The following is an 18984-nucleotide window of genomic DNA, read 5'->3' on the forward strand; positions in this document are numbered from 1 at the left end:
GCAAGGGGTTTGCTGCCGTGTTCAATATCGCTACAGGTCTCGCCATCTGGTGTTCGGAGGCCATGACGCTCGCTCTGGTGCTTTTCGTCGCGTGGCGCCACAACGTCAAGAACGAAGCCTACCTCTATTGGGGCCTCGGCTTTCTTCTGACCGGCATCGGCTTTGCGATGATCGCGCTACGCGGCCAAGTCCCCAGCCTCGTGTCCGTCGAGATCGGCAATGCCATTGCGCTGCTCGGCCAGAGCGCCTGGGTGGCGGGTTTTCTCGCGCTCGACCGCAAGAAGATCGAATGGTGGGTGCTGCTGCCGCCGGCAATCTGGCTGGCCGGGGTGTTTCTGCCCTGGGTCAACACCGATTATTCCAACCGCGTCGTGCTCTACAATCTCGCTTCGGCGACCGGCGCCACGGCCCTCGCCATGGCGGTCGCCGCCGGCGACATGCGCCGCGAGCGCACCCGCATTAAGCTAATGGGCGTGTTCGTCATGCAGGGCTGCCTGTGCTTCGGCTCGGCGCTGACGATGGCGGTAACGCTGCCCAGCGATATCGACGCGACCAATCTCGGCGGCGTCTCGGCAATGGCGAGCGCCTTCCTACTCACGATCGCCTTTGCGCTTACCTGCCGGCTGGTCATGGAACGCTCCGAACGGCATCTGCGGACGATGACACTGACCGATTCACTCACGGGCGTGCTCAACCGCCGCGGCCTGCTCGGCTATTTCGAGGCCATGCAGGAAAGAGCCCACAGTGAACAGCGGCAGGTCGCGGTGATGCTATTCGACCTGGATCATTTCAAGCGCGTCAACGACCGCTTCGGCCACCAGGCCGGCGACGCGGTGCTCACCGCCTTCGCGCGCATGGCGCGGCAGTATATTCCAAACCACATCTTCGGCCGCATGGGCGGCGAGGAATTCGCCGCCTTTGCCGCCGTCTCGGACCAGATGGAAGCCGAGGCGATCGCCGAAGCGATCCGCACCGAATTCTGCCGCCTTCCCGTCGCCACCGGCGAAGCGATCGTTCCGGTTACGGTCAGTATCGGCATTGCGCTCGCCGCCTCGATCGAAGCCAATATCGACAAGCTGATTTCGGCCGCCGACCGGGCGCTCTATGCCGCCAAGGCCGCCGGCCGCAACTGCACGGTCACCTTCGGCGAAGCGGAAGCGGCGGCCCCGGCGTCGGCAACGCCGATCCCGACTGCCGGCGAACTCGTGCCAACGGTCGATGATCAGGTCGAGGCGCTGCGACGCATGGGCACGCTGTCGCGGGCCGGCTAGCCGCAGCTGAAAATAGAATCAATCCCCTAGTTTAACTCCACTCGGGCATGCTTCGTTTGCGGCCGGCTCTCCTCATCCGCATCTTTTCGAGGCCTGGCAAATCCGCTAAGCCTCGGGGCATGACGACACCGCCCTTTCTCTCGATCGACCCTGCCCTCCGCCATGTCTCGCTGGATGCCCGCAACCCGGCCTTCTACGGCAATCCGAACGACGTCTATGCCGCGCTCCACGCCCATTGTCCGACCTTCTACTGGACCGAGCAGAAACAGTGGTTCTTCACCGGCTACGACCATGTGAACGGGCTGTTACGCGACCGCCGCTTCGGCCGGCAGATCCTGCATATCGCCAGCCGCGAGGAGCTCGGCCTTGCCGAACCGATGCCGCATCTTGCAAGTTTCGATCTCTCCGAACGTTATTCCCTGCTCGAACTCGAACCGCCGGAGCACACGCGGCTGCGCACCCTCGTCAACCGCGCCTTCGTCTCGCGCCATGTCGAGAAGATGAAGCCGGAGCTTGCCGAACTCGCCAACCGGCTGATCGACGGCTTCGCCGATAAGGGCGAGGTCGAGCTGCTCTCGGCCTTTGCCGATATCATTCCGGTGACGATGATCGCCCGCATGATCGGCATCCCGGAGGATATGGGGCCGCAGCTGCTCGCCTGGTCGCACGCCTATGTCCGCATGTACATGTTCGGCCGCACGCGCGAGCAGGAAGACGCGGCCGAACGGGCAGCCAAGGAATTTTCCCACTATGTCAGGACAGTGATCGCCGAGCGCCGCGCCGAGCCGCGCGACGACCTGCTGACCCACATGATCCATACCGAGCACAAGGGCCAGTATCTCACGGAGGAAGAGCTGATCTCGACGACGATCGTGCTGCTTAACGCCGGGCACGAAGCGACCGTGCACCAGATCGGCAATTCCGTGCGTACGATCCTCGACAGCGGCTCAGATCCGGCGACGCTCTTCCGTGACGAGGCGACGACGGAGCGCACGGTCGAGGAGACGCTACGCATCTGCGCGCCGGTCCATATCTTCCAGCGCTGGGCACTCGAGCCCGCCGAAATCGACGGCGTCTCGTTCAAGCGCGGCGACAAGGTCAGCCTCATCCTTGCCGCCGCCAATCTCGACCCTGCGAAATTCACCGATCCGCTGAGCTTCCGGCCCGATCGCAACGAGGCGCCCAATCTCTCTTTCGGCGCCGGCATCCATTTCTGCATCGGCGCGCCGCTGGCGCGGCTGGAGCTCAACGTCGTGCTGCCGATCCTGTTCGAGCGGCTTGCCGGCCTCAGGCTCGCGAAGACACCTATGGTCAAGGACGTCTACCATTTCCACGGACTGGAGCGGCTGGATTTGCAGTGGTGATCCCGAGGCTTGATTTTCGGCGGCTGGAGGATCCCGTGCGGCGTGCCGGCTGAATCCAACGCCTGACGATCTTTGTTTTTACGCATGTCTTTACCGCAAACCGCTAAACGCTTTTTGCGAGACCTCCTCTAGTCTCGGCGGCGGCCTCTTCCTGCAGCTTGCCGGTGATGTCGCGGGCCGACATGGGTTTTCCCATCAGATAGCCTTGAAGCTGATCACAGCCGGCGTCCCGCAAGATCGCCGCCTGGCGCGAATTCTCGACGCCTTCGGCGGTAACGGGGATCTGCAGGGCACTCGCCAGCGAGATGGTCGCCCGAAGGACGTCGGCGCCCTTTGCGCCTTCGTCGAGCGCCGAGACGAGCGAGCGGTCGATCTTCATGCGATCGAAGCCGAATTGCCGCAGTGCGCCGATGCTGGCGTAGCCGCAGCCGAAGTCGTCGAGCGCGAACTTGATGCCGACGCGCTTGAGCTGGTCGATCGAGCGCCGGGCCTGATCCGGATTTGTCATCAGGACGCCTTCGGTGATCTCCAATGTCAGGCGTTTCGGGTCGAAATCGAGCTCCTGCAGGACCGCGATCACTTCGGTCGCAAATTCCGGATTGCACAGCTGGACCGGCGAGACATTCACCGACAATGCCAGATCTGGCCAGGTCATGGCATGCGCGATCGATGTTTTGAGCATGTGAACGCCGAGCGCATCGATGAGACCGCATCTTTCGGCAAGGGGGATGAAGACCTCCGGACTGACGTTGCCTGCGGCCGTTCGCCAACGCGCCAGGGCTTCAAGACCGGTCACCGTGCCGGTCGAGGCAGAGACGAGAGGCTGGAAGACAGCTTCGATGGCGCCGGAGCCGATGGCGCTCTTCAGCAGAGCCTCCAGCTCGGCGACCCGCTGGCGCTCCTGGTCCAGTTCGGGATCGTATTCGATCGCCTGGCCTCTGCCATTTGCCTTGGCGCTATAAAGCGCCATGTCCGCCCTGCGCAGCAGCTCCAAGGGCTCGATGTCTTCGTCGCGCGCAGCAGCTCCGATGCTTGCTCCGACCTCGATTGTCCGCCCGTCGATCTTGAAGGGCTCGGCAAACAGCGCCAGAACGGCCCTCTCCATCTCTTCGCAGGTGGCGGAGCCAACATGCACCAGTGCAAATTCGTCGCCCCCCAGCCGGGCGGCGGCGACGACTTCCGGATGGCAGGCCGTCAGCGCCTTCGAGACCAGGCGGATCAGATCGTCGCCGACGGCATGCCCCCAGGCATCATTGACGGCCTTGAAGCCATCGAGGTCGACCAGATAGAGCCGGGGCGGCGCTGAGGCCGTATCTTCCAGCTCTTCGAGCAGGCTGAGCAGCCCCTGCCTATTCAACAGGCCGCTCAGACTATCGTGGCCCGCTTCGTAAAGCGCTGCCTGCGCCAGTTGACGCAGGCGCCGCGCCTCGGACGCGCCGACCATCAGAACACCGACCAGGAACAGAACGAGGATAACGATGGCGGCGGCGATGTAAGGTGTCACCTGATGAAACACCGTGCTTCCAGGCGCCTTGCTGGGCCAGGCGAGATAGCCGATCACCGCACCCTTCATGTCGGTGATCGGTGTGTTCAGGAAATCCGGCTTGGGCGTCGCCTCAAGGCGCAGACCCTCGAGTTCATGTTCGTTCGAGAGGGTGTCCAGCACCTCCGGGGTGAATTCCTTATAAAAGCTCAGCGTGCTGAATTTCGCAGTGTCGACAACGTCGTCGAAAGGTTGGATTGCCTGCGATGCGATCAGCGCGATACCATTTTCGGTCTTGACGAAATTAACCAGCGGCGCTTTCGCCGGATCGGCGGCCACATTGATCTGCTGATAAAAGGCCCTGCCGAAGAACGCGGCGGGCTCGAAGGGCTTGCCCTTTGCATAGGCCGACACGATCGACGTCCGATCGGGTCCAATTACGATTGCACCGTCGTAAAGCGGGTAATCCTCGCTGGTCTTTCCCCAATTCTCATAGGCCCAGTCCGCGGCATTCGGAGAGGAAGCCGCACGATAGGCATCGTCCCAGACGGCGTTATCCGTCGTTGTCGCACCGAGGCGGGCGACAAAGGCTGCGATCGCGGCGCGGGCGGCGCGAGTGGCGCGGGCATCGTCGATCTCGTTCCCCGACCGGGTCATCGTCACGACGACATGGGCCATGAGGCCCGTGAGCACGAGGGCTACCAGAAGGAAGCACACCGTTGTCGCAATGATGGAAGAGGTTTGAGTGCGAACGTGCCTACCCGCAAGATTCGACGACATGCCAATCCCGAAAGATGAATTGCAAGGCCATGTCTGTTGTGACGGCAGGAGACATCATGTCCGCAATGCGCTGCAGATAAGGTCTAGCATTTGACGATGTAGGTCCCATTAATGGGAAAGATCAAATGCCTACTATCGGCAAAAGAGAAGCGACTTCTTCAGGAGAAACGGCGCATAATCGCCGCAAACCGGGACAGGCCCGGCATCATCCCAGCCGATCTGCAGCGGCTGTTCAAACCTTGATCACATAGTCCTTGCGAGTCGTTTCAACGACTTCCCAGGTTCCCTTGAAGCCGGGTCTGAGGATCATCCGGTCACCCGCCTTCAGATGAACCGGTTCGCCGCCGTCTTCCGTCACGATCGAATGGCCGGACAGCAGGCTGAAATATTCCCATTCCTCGTAAGAGATTCGCCATTTGCCGGGCGTCGCTTCCCAGATGCCGGAATAGAGGCCGCCTTCGGCCTCCTCCAGGTTCCAGGTCCGGAACTGCGGATCGCCGGAGATGATCCGGCCGGGTTCGGGCGCGCCGACCTCCGGCTCGACGCCATCGATGCCGAAGGTGATGAAATTGGTCACAGTCATTCTGATCTCTTCTATTTCAATGTTCTTCGCAGCATACGTTTGCATACGGCGCGCTCGTAATTATTGGTTTTTCATGTGCTTTTGCAGCATGCGTTCAATATGTTCGCTACGGTCCGCCATAGTGACGCCATAGAGTTGGGACCAATACCGCTTGCATAACAAGCGGATGGCGAAAAATGAGATTGCTGGCTCTCCTTGCAGTGGCCGTTTTGCTAACGGTGGTTCAAGCCCGGGCCCAAGTCTATGAACCGTATGATGGATACGACGAAGACAGAGGCTACGGCTATGATGACCCTTACAGCCCGTATCCACCTCCGCCTTATTACGACCCCTCCCCTCGCTATCAGGAACCCCTGTATGATCGCCGGGCACCGTCGACGCGAAGCGCTAGAGGAAACATCGTGATCGCCACGCGCGAACACACACTTATTTACACGACAGCTAGCGGAGAGCAGTTCGTTTACCCCATAGCCGTTGGCCGCGAAGGCAAGCAATGGTACGGAACGACGCGGGTGGTGTCGAAGCGATTGTATCCCGAATGGCGGCCAACGCCCAGCATGCGTCAGAAGAATCCGAGGCTTCCAGCGGTCGTGAAGCCGGGCCCCAACAATCCGCTGGGAACCCGAGCGATATACCTTGCCGATGGGCTGCTGCGCATACACGGTACCAACGACCCGTCCTCCATCGGAACCAATGCGTCGAGTGGGTGTTTTCGAATGTACCTCGAGGACGTCGAGGAGCTTTACGATATGGTCCAGCCGGGGACCCGGGTGATTGTCCAACGGTAATCGGATCGGGTAAGCCCCCAGCGGTCCCCTCGCCAGCCTTACCTCCCGGCTGGGCTGTTTCAGTGTTCTTCGCAGCATACAACCAAGAGATGCTCGTGAACTTCGACCACTATGACCTCCCCTGCTGGAGCCAGGCTGGCGACATGAGGTGATTGTCGGGATCGTTGAGATCGCCGCGCCTATCGCGGGCTCGACAGCCGAGCTGCCGTCAACTTCCGGCACCAGAGCACTGGCCAGCCGTTGCGTTGGCCGTTCAAAGTCGGGGACCGGTTGCTCGAAATCGTTCCGAACGCCGCGATCGTGGTCGACAATAGTGACGCTGTAGCCGCTATTGTTATTGCGGGCGGTGGTATCGGCATGTCCCCGACGTACATCGCTGCCCCTTTCCTCGAGCACGGCGAGTTGATGCCCGTTCTCAAAGACTACGCGATCGACCGCTTCAACATTACCGCCCTCTCGCCCGAGAGCCGCCGAGGCAACCCCGCTGTCAAGGCGTTCGTCGCGTTTCTCGGAGAGGTTTTCCCTGCCGAGGCCGCGTGGGACCGCATCTTCGCCGCGAGTGTCGTTGCGGAGGGTATTATGTTGAATTGCGAGGACTGCCGTCGGCTCGCCTTGAAATATGGCGACAAGCTTGAAGTCCGTGAGTAGGAAGCAAGAGCCCTGACCACTGGCCGATCAGCTTCTGGGCCCAAGGAACCTCAATCGGACATCAGAAGAAAATCTCCTGCCACTCAGTGCGAGGTGATCGCACGACCGCTGGACGCGAGATGCTCTGTAATGGCGCGCCGGATTTCGGTAACCGTGTCAAAGAGCCTGTTGTCTAAGTCGATGACATTGAAGCGGACAGCGATGAATTTGAGGCGGTTTTCGACAGGGACCGCGATCCCGACTTCCTGACCGTTGAATACGACAGCTTGCTTTTGCATAACAAACCTCGGGCGCGCCACACGGGAGCACCATCTTAGAAAAGTGGAACAAAGGATTTACGACGCGTCAGAGTGACGCCGTAGGTCGGTGTCGGATCGAGATGAGATCACGCATTCGCTACACCATTGCGAACAAATGAAGTCGGACAAAACAACGTCATCATCCTCCTCAAGCGAGGTCAAACGACCGCTGGGTATCGCCGGCGAGGGCCGGTTATTTCGGAATTCTTCTGTAAAAAACGTAGTCGAGAAATTTCTAGTAAGCAACTGATTTTTGTTATTATTTAGCGTTTTGAATCGTATGATAATTACCGCAAGTGCGAAGTAACAGATGATGTACGTTCGTCTGACACCCATCGTCGAAGGCCCGCCGATGGCTTTACTGCCGATATTGCGGATCGCCGCTGATCGCAGGTGCCAGGTCGGTTGGTGCGACCGCCAAGCTTCCCGCCGGCCGGCCCTCCGGCTTCCGACGAGCGTGGCCGACTGCCGCCACGAAATTTCATGTTCGCAATACTGGCGAGTGGCCGGTCGGATTAGCATTACGCAAGGTATAGCCGGTCGTTACATGCATATGTTACGTTACTCGCTGTGATCGTCTTGAGGTCTTGTATTGTGACGAGGTAGGCTGGGGCAAGTTTTGAGGTAAACCATGACAAAAAAATAGGCCAGGCCCATACTCAGCTCATTACTCGCAACCGGGGAAGACGATGGACAACACGGCTATTCGCACCACACAATGGCTCGGCACTACGTATACGCTTTTGTTGACCAAGCCAGAAACCGGCGGCGCTTTCGCGCTCGTTGATAGCGTCACCGAACCCGGGTATGGTCCGCCACGACACGTTCATAAAAACGAAGACGAAGCCTTCTTTATACTCTCAGGCGATGTCGAGTTCTGGACAAAGGACGGAACGGTGGTCAAGGGACCTGGGGAAGCCGTCTTCATGCCGCGCGGCGTGGAGCACACCTTCAGGGTTGCAGGCGATCAGCCGGCACGAATGCTGACAATGCTCACTCCTGGGGGTTTCGAAGACTATTTTTTGGAGATGGGCCGCAACAAATACCGTATCCCCGAAGACATGGGCGTAATAGCCGGCTCGGCGGCCACTTATGGTATCACTTTTACAGGCCCGCCGCTCGACGCAAATTGAACTTGTTAAGGCGTCCGTCAGTGCGGATGTAGGGGCGAAATGTACACCTGACCCGTCGGCGGGACGCATCGCGGCTTTAGGTTCAGATCGAAGCGGCCTCAAGGCGACGCGGAGATCAGCTGTGAAAAGCTCGGCATGGGCGGGGACCGCCATATCATCGCGCCATATTTAGCGTATAGTACTCCAGTCGGCGATATTACCAGGGCGACGCCGATTGGGCGATAAGACGTGCTCTTGCCTTTGGTGGGGCCACAATAATGTCTCTAAACCTCTTAAATCTTCCGGAACTATCCGAACGGCACATAGAGATGCTCGCCAAGGTAATAGCCGACTGGTGCGATGCGAACTCCATCGATGCAGGCGGGAATTGCGCAGAAGCCGCATATGCTGCCGCCATTGATCTTTTAAGTGCAGACCCGGACCTGTCAGCGGGTCAGTTGCGACAGGCACTGGACCTCAGTATGGCTGAGAATAAGCGTGCGGAACCTTCCTCGTAGGCTCAAGTTGTGATGTAGCGGCCTCTCCGTTTTGCGGGTGTGCCCGCTGGCGATGGAGCATGTGTCTTGTGGACGAGTGTCGTTATTCTACATCTGCGAAGGCCGATCACCGTGAGATCGGCAAAACAGGCGTTCGATCTCCTGTCGGCCCGTTGGCCAGTCTCTGACGGAAGGGCTTACATCGCGGCCCTTGAAGCCTGTGAAAGCGTCAATGACGGACATGTTTCAGACGAAAGCGCTCGGGAGTCGTTCTTGTTGGCGTTGGAGGAAGCCGAAATCCCCTACTCGACCGATATAGAACGGTAGGCACGCCGGACTTTAAGTTGACGCCTGCTCAACGAAGAACGGGCATGTTCCTGCACGTAGCAAGGCGTAATCTCGAACAATGCTCTCCCAGATACAAGCTGAGTTCGTTCAGCCTCTTCACCAGTGCCGGATGCTCACTTCAGGCCACAGTGTTTTCGCCCTCGCAGCGTTCTCCTCGTGAGTGTGCCGGTTATCAAGAAATCAGGATCGACGGGAACGGTGCAGGCATATCATTCGCGAAGAAAAGTGCCTGGCGGATCGATCGGGTCGTGAAGTGATCATATCACCCGCGAGATCGAACTCTCGCTGCCGAAATCGGGTTTCGCTCTCTTGAAAAAGAGGGACGCCGAGCGTTTTCTTGAGTACTGCCTACAGTTCAAGTGTGGGGTGGACAACCTCCTCCTTGCCTTCGCGTCGACGAAGATAGGGATGCACCCATGTCGCCCTGGATCGGGCCGGGGCGCACGATCGCCACCTGGATCACCAGGTCGTAGAAGGTCCTCAGTTTCAGACGGGGGCAGCATTGCCATCTGCGCAGGGGATTCGACCTGGAAGGTCCCGAGAGTATCGGCTTTGCGGATCATCGCGTAGGTCTGCGCCTCCTCCTGCGGGATGTCTGCAAGTCCCATCGCAAGCGACTTGTATTCGGCATTCAGATCTTCGAAAGCGCCTGTTCGAGGTCGGCAATGATGTCCTTGACGTCCTCGATGCCGATCGAAAGGCGCACCACGTCGGGGCCGGCCCCGGCGGCGATCTTCTGTTCGTCGCTCAACTGCCGGTGCGTCGTCGAGGCAGGATGGATGACGAGCGAGCGGGTGTCGCCGATATTGGCAAGGTGGGAGAAGAGCTCCAGGCCCTCGACCAGCGTTTTTCCCGCCTCATAACCGCCATTGACGCCGAAGGTGAAGACGGAGCCGGCGCCCTTCGGCGAATAGCGCTGCTGCAGGGCGTGGTTCGGGTCGTCTTCGAGGCCAGCATAATTCACCCAGGCGATCTTGCTGTGCGCCTTCAGCCACCTCGCCACCGCAATCGCATTGTCGCTATGGCGCGGCATCCTCAGCGGCAGCGTTTCGATGCCGGTCAGGATCAGGAAAGCGTTGAATGGCGAGATCGCCGGCCCGAGGTCGCGCAGACCAAGAACGCGGGCGGCAATCGCAAAGGCGAAATTGCCGAAGGTCGCGTGCAGGACCATGCCGTTGTATTCCGGCCGGGGGCTCGACAGCATCGGGTAGTTTCCGGATTTCGACCAGTCGAAGGTACCGCCGTCGACGATGAGGCCACCCATGGAATTGCCGTGGCCCCCGAGAAACTTGGTCAGCGAATGCACGACGATATCGGCGCCGTGTTCGATCGGACGGATGAGATAGGGTGTTGCCATCGTATTGTCGACGATGAGCGGCAGGCCATGGCGATGCGCCACGTCGGCGATCGCGGCGATATCGACGAAGGTGCCGCCGGGATTGGCAAGGCTCTCGATGAAGATGCCGCGCGTCTTTTCGTCGATCTGGCTTTCGAAGCTTGCCGGATCGGCGCAATCGGCCCAGCGCACCTGCCAGCCGAAATTCTCGAAGGCATGGCCGAACTGGTTGATCGAGCCCCCGTAGAGCTCGCGGGCGGCGATGAAATTCTCGCCGGGGCGCATGATGGTGTGGAAGACGATCATCTGTGCGGCATGGCCGGAGGCGACGGCAAGGGCCGCCGTGCCACCCTCGAGCGCTGCGACGCGCTCCTCCAGCACGGCCTGCGTCGGGTTCATGATGCGGGTGTAGATATTGCCAAAAGCCTGCAGGCCGAAGAGCGCGGCGGCATGATCGGAATCGTTGAAGACGTAGGCGGTCGTCTGGTAGATCGGCGTCACCCGCGCGCCGGTCGCCGGGTCGGGCTGCGCACCGGCATGGATCGCCAACGTGTTGAATCCCGGATCATTCTTGGCCATGTCGTCCTCCCGTTGTTGCTGACGGCCGGGATCATAGCCTCTCCCGGACGAAAGTTAATCGCGATCCGTTTCAACCCGCGGGCATTCGGTGGAAAATCCGTCTCTGCAGAGCGCAGCTCAAGCAATGAGATCGGGCAATGAGATTAAGCAATCAGCCGGGGATACTCGATCGCCGGACAGCGGTTCATCACCACCTTTATGCCGGCGGCCTCCGCCTTTGCCGCAGCCGCATCGTCGCGGACGCCGAGCTGCGCCCAGATGACCTTCGGCAAAGGCTTCAGCGCTAAGGCCTCCTCGACGACGCCGTCCAGATATTCGGCAGCGCGAAAGACGTCGACCATGTCGATCGGCACCGGAATGTCGGCGAGCCGCGCAAAGACGGTGCGGCCGTGGATTTGTTTACCCGCCTGCCCCGGGTTGACCGGAATGACCTCATAGCCGCGCGACAGCAGATAGCCCATGACGCCGTTGCTCGGCCGCGCCGGATTGGGCGAAGCACCGGTCAGGGCGATGGTCTTCACCGAATGCAGGATTTGGGCGAGGAAATCATCCGTGTAGCTGTCGTGATTCATGTCCGCTTCTCCACTTGCGAAAGACTTTCGCCACGGCGCGCGTAATTTTGCGTTTGCGTGAAACCAGTTGCGCGCCTTTCCCGTATATATGAATTGGACACTCTCTGAGGATGATTCGATGAAAAAAATCGCTCTTGCCCTCATGCTCGTGCTCGCCGCATCGCCGGCGCTGGCGATCTCGCGCTACAACCCGCTCGCCATGAGCTGCGACAGCGTGCGCGCCGCCATCCACAATCAGGGCGCCGTCATTTTCCGCTATCAGTCGCCCCGCGGTCTGCCCCTCTATGATCGCTACGTCCGCAACAGCAATTATTGCGACGCGACCGACTATGCGGAGTGGACGCACATTCCCTCGAAAGACAATCCCCGGTGTCCCGTTCTGAACTGTCAGAACATAGACAACCTGGACGGGATGCTGTTCGTTCCGCATTATCAGCTCTGAGGTTTTTGTTGCCGTGACCGTCGCAACGCCCTACGCCCTTCGCGTTTGGGAACGTCCGCCGCCTCACGATTTTTCTGAGAATATGCAATCACCAGCTTTATTTTCCACGTATGTCAAAGTTATAGAATAAAATCTGTATTTCAGCAACATAGAAAGATCCACACAGGAATCCCTCCAAGCGTTTTCTGCTTTCGTTCTTCGGAAATTCGCCCTATGTTCTGGTGTCCATTAGCGGCATCTCATAGTTGAGAAGATCGCTTGGATTGAACGCATATCGAGCGCACGCAAAAATTGCCGGCTGCACCCGCCATTGTTGGGACATTGGAAGCGTGATATTGCGGACATGAAGACATCCGCGACTGCGGCAACGCATTTTCGTGCAAATCGCAGTTGTCTTACCAGAAGTTTGCCCCGTCGGGGCGAAGCGCTTGTCTTTCCCCCGTAGTCCAGGATTTATCCTTGCCCCTCGACGTCATCCTGCTCGTTCTGTTCGGTGCATTGCTTCATGCGACATGGAACGCGATCGTCAAAGCGGGGAGCGATAAATCCCTTGATGCGGCGCTGATTTCGGCCGGCGGCGCCGTATCGGCCTTGCCGTTTTTGGCATTTCTGCCATTGCCGCAAAGTGCGGCCTGGCCGTTTATCGGCGCGTCGGCCATCCTGCAGTTCGTCTATTTCCAGCTGGTTGCCGCCGCCTACCGGGCCGGCGATATCGGCCTGGTCTATCCGCTGATGCGTGGTTGCGCGCCGTTGCTGATCGCCGCAACAAGCGGTGTCATCCTCAGGGAAGATCTTTCCGGCGCCGCGCTCGCCGGCATCATGACGATCTCGGCCGGCGTCCTGACGCTCGCTCTGGAGGCGCGTCGCGGCAGCGGCCGCGCCGTCGTCCTCTCCATTGCCAATGCCTTCGTCATCGCCAGCTACACTTATGTCGACGGCATCGGCGCCCGCCTTTCAGGCAACGCGGTTTCCTATACGCTTTGGATGTCGCTGCTGCCGCCCATACTGCTGTTTGCCTGGGCGGCGTCCCGGCGCGGCAGCCTGACGGTGGTGCGCCACGTTCGCCGCAACTGGTGGCGCGGCCTTATCGGCGGCGCGGGTTCGATTGCATCTTACGGACTGGCGCTCTGGGCGATGACGAAGGCTCCGGTCGCGACCGTTGCCGCGTTGCGGGAAACCGCGATCGTCTTCGCTCTGGTGATCTCGGTCGCCGTGTTCAAGGAAAAAGCCGGGATCTGGCGTTACCTCGCCGGCGTCGTCATTGCGGCCGGCGTGCTGGTTCTGAAGCTGGCGTGATCATTCGCCCTTCCATTCCGGCTTGCGCTTGCCGAGGAAGGCGCCGATGCCCTCCTGCGCATCCTGCGTCAGCATGGTCTCCACCATCACCTTGGCGGCATAGTCATAGGCTGCCTCCACCGGCAGTTCGAGCTGCCGATAAAATGCTTGCTTGCCGATTTTCAGGATCAATGGCGATTTGCCAGCGATCACGGCCGCATATTTGGAAACGACCTGCGCCAGATACTGCTTCGGCACGATGCGGTTGACGAGGCCGAAATCCTTGGCGGTCGAAGCGTCGATCGTCTCGCCGGTCAGAAGCATTTCCATTGCCTGTTTGCGATGGGCGGCACGGGTAACCGCCACCATCGGCGTCGAACAGAACAGGCCGATATTGACGCCCGGCGTACAGAACGTCGACGTGTCCGTGCAGATCGCCAGATCACAGGAGGCAACGAGCTGACAGCCGGCAGCCGTTGCAAGCCCGTCGACCTCGGCGATAACAGGTTTTGGCAGATGCGCGATCTTCAGCATCAGATCGGCGCAGAGGCGGAAGCTTTTCTCGAAGAACGCAGCGCCCCGGTCTTCGTCGACGCGATGGGCCGTGAGTTCCTTGAGGTCATGGCCGGCGGAAAAGATGGAGCCGGTCGAGGCGATGACGACGACGCGCACATCCAAATCCGCCTCCGCCTTTTCGAGCTCGGCCATCAGCGCCTCCAGAAGCGCAATCGAAAGCGCATTGGCCGGCAAATCGTTGAGCACGAGCCGCAGCACGCCGTCGCGCAGCGAGCGGAGCAACAATCCGTCTATCCTGTCCGCGTCCTTTCGGAAGGATACTATTTCGGCCATGTTGCTGCTCCCTGCGCTCGATTTCCACACACCTGTTCTGCCACAAGGCGCCGGCAATTTCGAGCAGGATCCGCCCTCCCCGCTGCGGCGTGGTCAAAACCAGAACCACGATTTCGATGTCTCGGCCGTCGCCTGCGCACGGGTCAGACCGATATCGCGAAGCTCATCATCGGTGAGGTCCGAAAGCTTGCGGCGGCTGCGTCGCTTTTCGAGCCGACACTCGATGGCCGCCAGCAGCCGCCGGCCCCGGCGTGCCGTCTCGCGAAGTTTCAAACAAAGGGCGTTGCGCGGTGTCGCTAATATCTCGCCGAATTCCAGGGTCATCTTTTGTCCTTTCTCAACGGAGATAAGATGCGCTGGAAGATGCCGCGAAAGAAGCTTATGGATATTATAATATGCATAAGGATTTCTTTGGGTGCCGCTCAATCTCGATCAGCTCGCAACCTTCGTCAACGTCGCCGATCTTGGAAGCTTTACGGCGGCCGCCGACAAGGAAGGTGTGACGCAACCGGCCGTCAGCCTGCAGATCAAAGGCCTCGAACAGCGGCTCGGCGTCAGGCTGATCGAGCGCGTCGGGCGGCGGGCGCAACCAACGGCGGCCGGCCTCGACCTGCTTTCGCACGCGAGGCGTCTGCTGCAGGAAGCAGCCGCGGCGGAAGAAGCAATGATGCCCCACAGGGATGGCGCCAGCGGCCGGGTGCGCATCGGCAGCGGTGGCACGGCCTCGATTCATCTCCTGCCGCGCGCCATCGCCGCCGCCAGGCAGGCGATGCCCGGCCTCGAAATCACCGTCAATATCGGCAATGCCGATGATATTCTGCGCGATCTGGAGGCCAATAGCCTAGACATCGCCGTCGTGGCCTTGCCGGCATCGGGACGAAACTTCGAGATTGAACCGTTTTACGAGGAGGAATTGCTGGCTGTCGCGCCCGCAGGCAGCCTGCTGCCCGAAGGCGGACCGGATGCCGCCTTTATGCGCGACAGGACGCTGCTGCTTTACGAGGGCGGCAATACCAGGCGGGCAATCGACGCGTGGCTCGCCGCCCCTGATGGCAGGACCCGTCCGGCGATGGAATTCGGCAGCGTCGAGGCGATCAAGGAGCTGGTGGCCGTCGGGCTCGGCTGGTCGATCCTGCCGGGGTTGGCGCTCAAGCGCGACCGTGCCGGCCTGGTGACGACGTCGTCGCTGAAGCCGAAGCTCATGCGCCGGCTCGGCATGGTTCTGCGCCGGGACAAACATCTGACACGCGGCCTTCGGGAAATGATGAAATGTCTGCGCGAGTGCAAGGATTAAACACCGCTTCGACCCCACAAGTCCCGACGCGACGGAGAAAAAACCTTCAATATGGCAGCTTCCCGCCTCACCTAATTTGAGGCAATATAATACCACATAGCTAAGCGGCTGTTTTTGCTTATGTTTCTTTTGAGACCGCCGGGCGTGTCGATATTGACCCGATAACACATTCCCTTTATACACCGCGCCAGAACGCAGCCTTTCCGGCTGCTTTCTTTTTGGCACGCCTTGCGCCTGCCAATCCAAGCAACAAGAAACGCCCTCCAGCCTTCGGGCAAGGGTCCCAAAAGAGAGTATTCATTATGGCTACCTTCTCCCAGAAGCCTGCAGAGGTGGAGAAGAAGTGGGTGATCATCGACGCCGAAGGGCTGGTCGTTGGTCGTCTCGCTTCCATCATCGCTATGCGCCTGCGCGGCAAGCACAAGGCAACCTTCACGCCCCACGTTGACGACGGCGACAACGTGATCGTCATCAATGCCGACAAGGTCGTTTTCACCGGCAAGAAGTATTCCGACAAGGTCTACTACTGGCACACCGGTTACGCCGGCGGAATCAAGGAACGCACTGCACGCCAGATCATCGAAGGCCGCTTCCCGGAGCGCGTCCTTGAAAAGGCCGTCGAGCGCATGGTTCCGCGCGGCCCGCTCGGCCGTCGCCAGATGAAGAACCTGCGCGTCTATGCCGGCGCCAACCATCCCCATGAAGCCCAGCAGCCGGTCGCCCTCGACGTTGCCGCGCTCAACAAAAAGAACGTAAGGAGCGCCTGATCATGGCTGACCTCTCCTCCCTGAAGGATCTCGGCACGGCTTCCGAAGCTGCTGCTCCGGCCCACGTCCGCAAGGTCGATTCGCTCGGCCGCTCCTATGCGACCGGCAAGCGCAAGAACGCCGTCGCCCGCGTCTGGGTCAAGCCGGGCTCCGGCAAGATCATCGTCAACGGCAAGGAATTTGCGGAGTATTTCGCCCGTCCGGTGCTGCAGATGATCCTGCGCCAGCCGATCGTCGCGGCTGCCCGTGACGGCCAGTTCGACATCGTCGCAACCGTTGCCGGCGGCGGCCTCTCCGGCCAGGCCGGTGCCGTTCGCCACGGCCTGTCAAAGGCGCTCACCTACTTCGAACCGGGCCTGCGCTCGGTGCTGAAGAAGGGCGGGTTCCTGACCCGCGACAGCCGCGTCGTCGAACGTAAGAAGTACGGCAAGGCAAAGGCCCGCCGCTCCTTCCAGTTCTCGAAGCGCTAATCGCTTCCGACAGACGGAATTACGAAGGCCGGGGCAACCCGGCCTTTTTTATTGTGCAATCGCCCGAAAAGGGCAGAATTACTGCCGCGCTGCGCAATTCAGGACGCCAAAAACATCTCGCGCAAAACCGCACCGCGGTTCTGCGGTAGCGGTATGAGTCAAAGCACAAGCAGCGCGTCTGAAAGATAGCGACGCGCTTTGGTTCGTCAGAGCGACGTGCATCAGTCGGAGGAAAGGGCGGCCACGTTTCCATCCACGGTGTCGTCTTGCCTGAGAGCGTACAGGATTTCGTCGGCGACGGCATCCGCACCCGCCGGGGTGAAATGCAACTTGTCGGAAATAAACGTCTTGCCGTCCCGCGCCAGATCGCACCGGCCCGCCTCTCTTCCGCAGAAGATCCTGGCCGGATCGACGCGTAGGACATGCCTGTCTTTGGGGTCGTCGAGATAGGCGTAGGAAGGCGCCGATTGCCGGAGAAATTCATCCTGGGCGATCGTGATCGTCGGCGTCGGCGTGCCCTTGTGCATCAGCTTCGCGACCTTGGCAGCGATCTCCGTATCCCCGCGCGGATGAGGATAGATGATGACGACGCGGATGCCGGCCGATGTCAGCTCGCCCACGGTTTTGTCGAAAGCATCCCTCAAACTCTGCCCTACGTCTGATGTCGCGACTTCCTCGCCGCTGAACCTGTAGCGCGACTGCTCGAAAAAGATCTTCCAGGAGGCAGCGAGAAAGACCGTTTTCACCTTGCTCTTGACGAGATAGTCGATCGCCGCAGCGTTGAAGGCACCGCAGTCGCGCGCCTGGTGGGGGACCATCGAGACGTCGGCGACCGGCGCACAGAAGCTGTGCGTAATCTGTTGCAGGCCGATATTCATGCCGTCCAGACGCTTGGCCAGCGCCGGCGTCAGCGACGACGCCAGGGAATCTCCAAGGATGGCGTATGTCTGTTCGTGGCTGCCGTTGAATACGCAGCCCTGGATCGGCATCGTATCCCAGCCCGACGAGCCCTCGAGAAGGCAGGTCTTGCTCCAACCATTGTTCGCCATGAATTCCTTGATCGGTGCCGGCAGACGCCATGGAATGCCGCGGGTATCGTGGCCGTAAATGCCGAAGGCGATAAAGGCGGCCAACACCAGGGATACCGACGCGGCCAGGCTGCGGGTCGACGGCAGCAATCGGCGCTCTCGCCTGCGGAACGGCTGCTCGACGAAACGCCACGAGACATAGGCAAGCACAAGCGAAAGGCAGGTAAGAACGCCCATCACGGTCAACGGGGGCGGATCGATGCTGCGGATCCGCGCAAAGGCAAAAAGCGGCTGGTGCCAGAGATAGGCGCTGTAGCTGATCTGCCCGATCATGGTGAAGACACGGGTCGAAAGCAGTGCCGCCACCCAGGTTCCCTGCCGCGCATAGAGCAGCACGAGCATCGCGCCGACCACGGGAACCAGGGCGAGCGTGGAGGGAATCGGCGAGGTTTCGTCGAAATAGAAGATGGAGAAGGCGATCATGCCGAAACCGAGGAACGACAGCGGATCGCTGCCGCGCTTTTGCCCCTTCAACTGCATGAAGCTGCAGGTCGATCCGGCCAGAAATTCCCAGGCCCGCGACGGCAGGAAATAGAAATTGGCCGAGGGATGGACCCGTGACGCCCACTCGCTATAGGCAAGGCTGGCAAGGGCGAGCGCAACCAGGACGGCAAAGAGCCAGTTCCGCTTGCGCTTCCACATGAACATGACGAGTAGCGGAAAGAACATGTAATATTGTTCTTCGACGGCCAGGCTCCAGATGTGGAGCAGCGGCACCTCTGCGGCCTCCGGCGCAAAATAGCCGCTTTTGAACCAGAACAGGAAATTGGCACCGGAGAGGCTGGTGGCAATAAGACTGTCGGAGAACGCGCGAAATTCCTCCGGCATGACCCAGAGCCAGGCAAAGGGCAGACAGCACAGGACGACGAGAAACAGGGCCGGCAGGATACGACGGGCGCGGCGCTCGTAGAATGCCGCCAGCGAGAAGGTACCGTTGCCTATCTCCTCAAGGATGATCGACGTTATCAGAAAGCCGCTGATGACAAAGAAGACGTCGACGCCGATGAAGCCGCCGCTGAAGAAACTAAAACCCGCATGAAATAGAATAACGGGCATCACCGCGGCCGCCCGCAGGCCGTCAATCTCTCGGTAAATCACTCAAAATATTCCTAAAATATCGTATTCTTACTGACTACGCG

Annotated in this window: 18 protein-coding genes and 2 pseudogenes; 11 read left to right on the forward strand and 9 right to left on the reverse strand. The window is 60.1% G+C overall.

What is annotated here, in order from left to right; all coding sequences use genetic code 11:
• Positions 1–17 precede the first annotated feature (17 nt).
• Both PYR71_RS21280 and PYR71_RS21285 read left to right on the forward strand, forming a co-directional pair.
• Positions 18–1271 carry a sensor domain-containing diguanylate cyclase gene (locus PYR71_RS21280; protein ID WP_275620735.1) on the forward strand — a complete coding sequence of 418 codons (1254 nt, stop codon included), beginning with the start codon at positions 18–20 and terminating at the stop codon, positions 1269–1271.
• Between the two features lie 119 nt (positions 1272–1390).
• The gene (locus PYR71_RS21285) at positions 1391–2635 is read left to right on the forward strand and encodes a cytochrome P450 (protein ID WP_275620736.1); all 1245 of its coding nucleotides are present in this window, start codon (positions 1391–1393) and stop codon (positions 2633–2635) included.
• Positions 2636–2738: 103 nt separating this feature from the next.
• Here the strand turns inward: PYR71_RS21285 and PYR71_RS21290 are convergent, their stop codons facing one another.
• Together PYR71_RS21290 and PYR71_RS21295 are read right to left on the reverse strand one after the other, a co-directional pair.
• Positions 2739–4898, reverse strand: a complete 2160-nt coding sequence (locus PYR71_RS21290) for a bifunctional diguanylate cyclase/phosphodiesterase (protein WP_275620737.1) — start codon at positions 4896–4898, stop codon at positions 2739–2741.
• Positions 4899–5130: 232 nt separating this feature from the next.
• The gene (locus PYR71_RS21295) at positions 5131–5481 is read right to left on the reverse strand and encodes a cupin domain-containing protein (protein WP_275620738.1); all 351 of its coding nucleotides are present in this window, start codon (positions 5479–5481) and stop codon (positions 5131–5133) included.
• A gap of 176 nt (positions 5482–5657) precedes the next feature.
• Here PYR71_RS21295 and PYR71_RS21300 point away from each other — a divergent pair, with 176 nt between their 5' ends.
• Positions 5658–6269: a L,D-transpeptidase gene (locus PYR71_RS21300; protein ID WP_183914875.1), complete on the forward strand. Its 612-nt coding sequence runs from the start codon at positions 5658–5660 to the stop codon at positions 6267–6269.
• 237 nt (positions 6270–6506) lie between these two features.
• Positions 6507–6779: pseudogene (locus PYR71_RS21305) on the forward strand (LysR substrate-binding domain-containing protein); the annotation flags it as partial.
• A gap of 221 nt (positions 6780–7000) precedes the next feature.
• On the opposite strand, the gene PYR71_RS21310 reads toward PYR71_RS21305, so the two are convergent.
• Positions 7001–7195, reverse strand: coding sequence for a hypothetical protein (locus tag PYR71_RS21310; protein WP_003577126.1), 195 nt, complete (start codon positions 7193–7195; stop codon positions 7001–7003).
• A gap of 710 nt (positions 7196–7905) precedes the next feature.
• Between PYR71_RS21310 and PYR71_RS21315 the strand changes: the two genes are divergently transcribed.
• Positions 7906–8349: a cupin domain-containing protein gene (locus tag PYR71_RS21315; RefSeq protein ID WP_275620739.1), complete on the forward strand. Its 444-nt coding sequence runs from the start codon at positions 7906–7908 to the stop codon at positions 8347–8349.
• A 608-nt stretch (positions 8350–8957) separates the two neighbouring features.
• Positions 8958–9152 (forward strand): DUF982 domain-containing protein, encoded by a 195-nt coding sequence (locus PYR71_RS31025; RefSeq protein ID WP_416340302.1) that lies wholly within the window; start codon positions 8958–8960, stop codon positions 9150–9152.
• Between the two features lie 372 nt (positions 9153–9524).
• Here the strand turns inward: PYR71_RS31025 and PYR71_RS21320 are convergent.
• The 3 genes and pseudogenes from PYR71_RS21320 to PYR71_RS21330 all read right to left on the reverse strand — a co-directional run.
• Positions 9525–9775 (reverse strand): annotated as a pseudogene (locus tag PYR71_RS21320) (hypothetical protein); the annotation flags it as partial.
• A gap of 29 nt (positions 9776–9804) precedes the next feature.
• Positions 9805–11088: an O-acetylhomoserine aminocarboxypropyltransferase gene (locus PYR71_RS21325; RefSeq protein WP_275620740.1), complete on the reverse strand. Its 1284-nt coding sequence runs from the start codon at positions 11086–11088 to the stop codon at positions 9805–9807.
• A 143-nt stretch (positions 11089–11231) separates the two neighbouring features.
• Entirely contained in the window at positions 11232–11660 is a 429-nt protein-coding gene (locus tag PYR71_RS21330) for a CoA-binding protein (protein WP_183914885.1), read from the reverse strand.
• Between the two features lie 118 nt (positions 11661–11778).
• On the opposite strand from PYR71_RS21330, the gene PYR71_RS21335 reads away from it, so the two are divergent.
• Positions 11779–12102 carry a hypothetical protein gene (locus PYR71_RS21335; RefSeq protein WP_183914887.1) on the forward strand — a complete coding sequence of 108 codons (324 nt, stop codon included), beginning with the start codon at positions 11779–11781 and terminating at the stop codon, positions 12100–12102.
• 459 nt (positions 12103–12561) lie between these two features.
• Entirely contained in the window at positions 12562–13398 is an 837-nt protein-coding gene (locus PYR71_RS21340) for an EamA family transporter (RefSeq protein WP_183914889.1), read from the forward strand.
• On the opposite strand, the gene PYR71_RS21345 is transcribed toward PYR71_RS21340, so the two are convergent.
• Entirely contained in the window at positions 13399–14226 is an 828-nt protein-coding gene (locus PYR71_RS21345; protein WP_275620741.1) for an enoyl-CoA hydratase, read from the reverse strand.
• Positions 14227–14319: 93 nt separating this feature from the next.
• Positions 14320–14550: a DUF1127 domain-containing protein gene (locus PYR71_RS21350; RefSeq protein ID WP_183915464.1), complete on the reverse strand. Its 231-nt coding sequence runs from the start codon at positions 14548–14550 to the stop codon at positions 14320–14322.
• 91 nt (positions 14551–14641) lie between these two features.
• Here PYR71_RS21350 and PYR71_RS21355 point away from each other — a divergent pair, with 91 nt between their 5' ends.
• From PYR71_RS21355 to rpsI, 3 genes are all read left to right on the forward strand, one after another.
• Positions 14642–15520, forward strand: coding sequence for a LysR family transcriptional regulator (locus PYR71_RS21355; protein WP_183914893.1), 879 nt, complete (start codon positions 14642–14644; stop codon positions 15518–15520).
• Between the two features lie 302 nt (positions 15521–15822).
• Positions 15823–16287 carry a 50S ribosomal protein L13 gene (rplM, locus tag PYR71_RS21360; protein WP_008521951.1) on the forward strand — a complete coding sequence of 155 codons (465 nt, stop codon included), beginning with the start codon at positions 15823–15825 and terminating at the stop codon, positions 16285–16287.
• 2 nt (positions 16288–16289) lie between these two features.
• Positions 16290–16757, forward strand: coding sequence for a 30S ribosomal protein S9 (gene rpsI, locus PYR71_RS21365; protein ID WP_009995734.1), 468 nt, complete (start codon positions 16290–16292; stop codon positions 16755–16757).
• Positions 16758–16978: 221 nt separating this feature from the next.
• Here the strand turns inward: rpsI and PYR71_RS21370 are convergent, their stop codons facing one another.
• Positions 16979–18943: an acyltransferase family protein gene (locus PYR71_RS21370; RefSeq protein WP_275620742.1), complete on the reverse strand. Its 1965-nt coding sequence runs from the start codon at positions 18941–18943 to the stop codon at positions 16979–16981.
• Between the last annotated feature and the right edge of the window lie 41 nt (positions 18944–18984).

This window comes from Rhizobium mulingense (genome assembly GCF_029194105.1).
GTDB classification, from domain to species: Bacteria; Pseudomonadota; Alphaproteobacteria; order Rhizobiales; family Rhizobiaceae; genus Rhizobium; species Rhizobium mulingense.

Excerpts from the sequence above, each read along its gene's own strand:
- PYR71_RS21285 (WP_275620736.1), top strand. The coding sequence starts at position 1,391 with ATGACGACACCGCCCTTTCTCTCGATCGACCCTGCCCTCCGCCATGTC.
- PYR71_RS21290 (WP_275620737.1), bottom strand. The coding sequence starts at position 4,898 with ATGTCGTCGAATCTTGCGGGTAGGCACGTTCGCACTCAAACCTCTTCC.
- PYR71_RS21295 (WP_275620738.1), bottom strand. The coding sequence starts at position 5,481 with ATGACTGTGACCAATTTCATCACCTTCGGCATCGATGGCGTCGAGCCG.
- PYR71_RS21300 (WP_183914875.1), top strand. The coding sequence starts at position 5,658 with ATGAGATTGCTGGCTCTCCTTGCAGTGGCCGTTTTGCTAACGGTGGTT.
- PYR71_RS21310 (WP_003577126.1), bottom strand. The coding sequence starts at position 7,195 with ATGCAAAAGCAAGCTGTCGTATTCAACGGTCAGGAAGTCGGGATCGCG.
- PYR71_RS21315 (WP_275620739.1), top strand. The coding sequence starts at position 7,906 with ATGGACAACACGGCTATTCGCACCACACAATGGCTCGGCACTACGTAT.
- PYR71_RS21325 (WP_275620740.1), bottom strand. The coding sequence starts at position 11,088 with ATGGCCAAGAATGATCCGGGATTCAACACGTTGGCGATCCATGCCGGT.
- PYR71_RS21330 (WP_183914885.1), bottom strand. The coding sequence starts at position 11,660 with ATGAATCACGACAGCTACACGGATGATTTCCTCGCCCAAATCCTGCAT.
- PYR71_RS21335 (WP_183914887.1), top strand. The coding sequence starts at position 11,779 with ATGAAAAAAATCGCTCTTGCCCTCATGCTCGTGCTCGCCGCATCGCCG.
- PYR71_RS21345 (WP_275620741.1), bottom strand. The coding sequence starts at position 14,226 with ATGGCCGAAATAGTATCCTTCCGAAAGGACGCGGACAGGATAGACGGA.
- PYR71_RS21350 (WP_183915464.1), bottom strand. The coding sequence starts at position 14,550 with ATGACCCTGGAATTCGGCGAGATATTAGCGACACCGCGCAACGCCCTT.
- rplM (WP_008521951.1), top strand. The coding sequence starts at position 15,823 with ATGGCTACCTTCTCCCAGAAGCCTGCAGAGGTGGAGAAGAAGTGGGTG.
- rpsI (WP_009995734.1), top strand. The coding sequence starts at position 16,290 with ATGGCTGACCTCTCCTCCCTGAAGGATCTCGGCACGGCTTCCGAAGCT.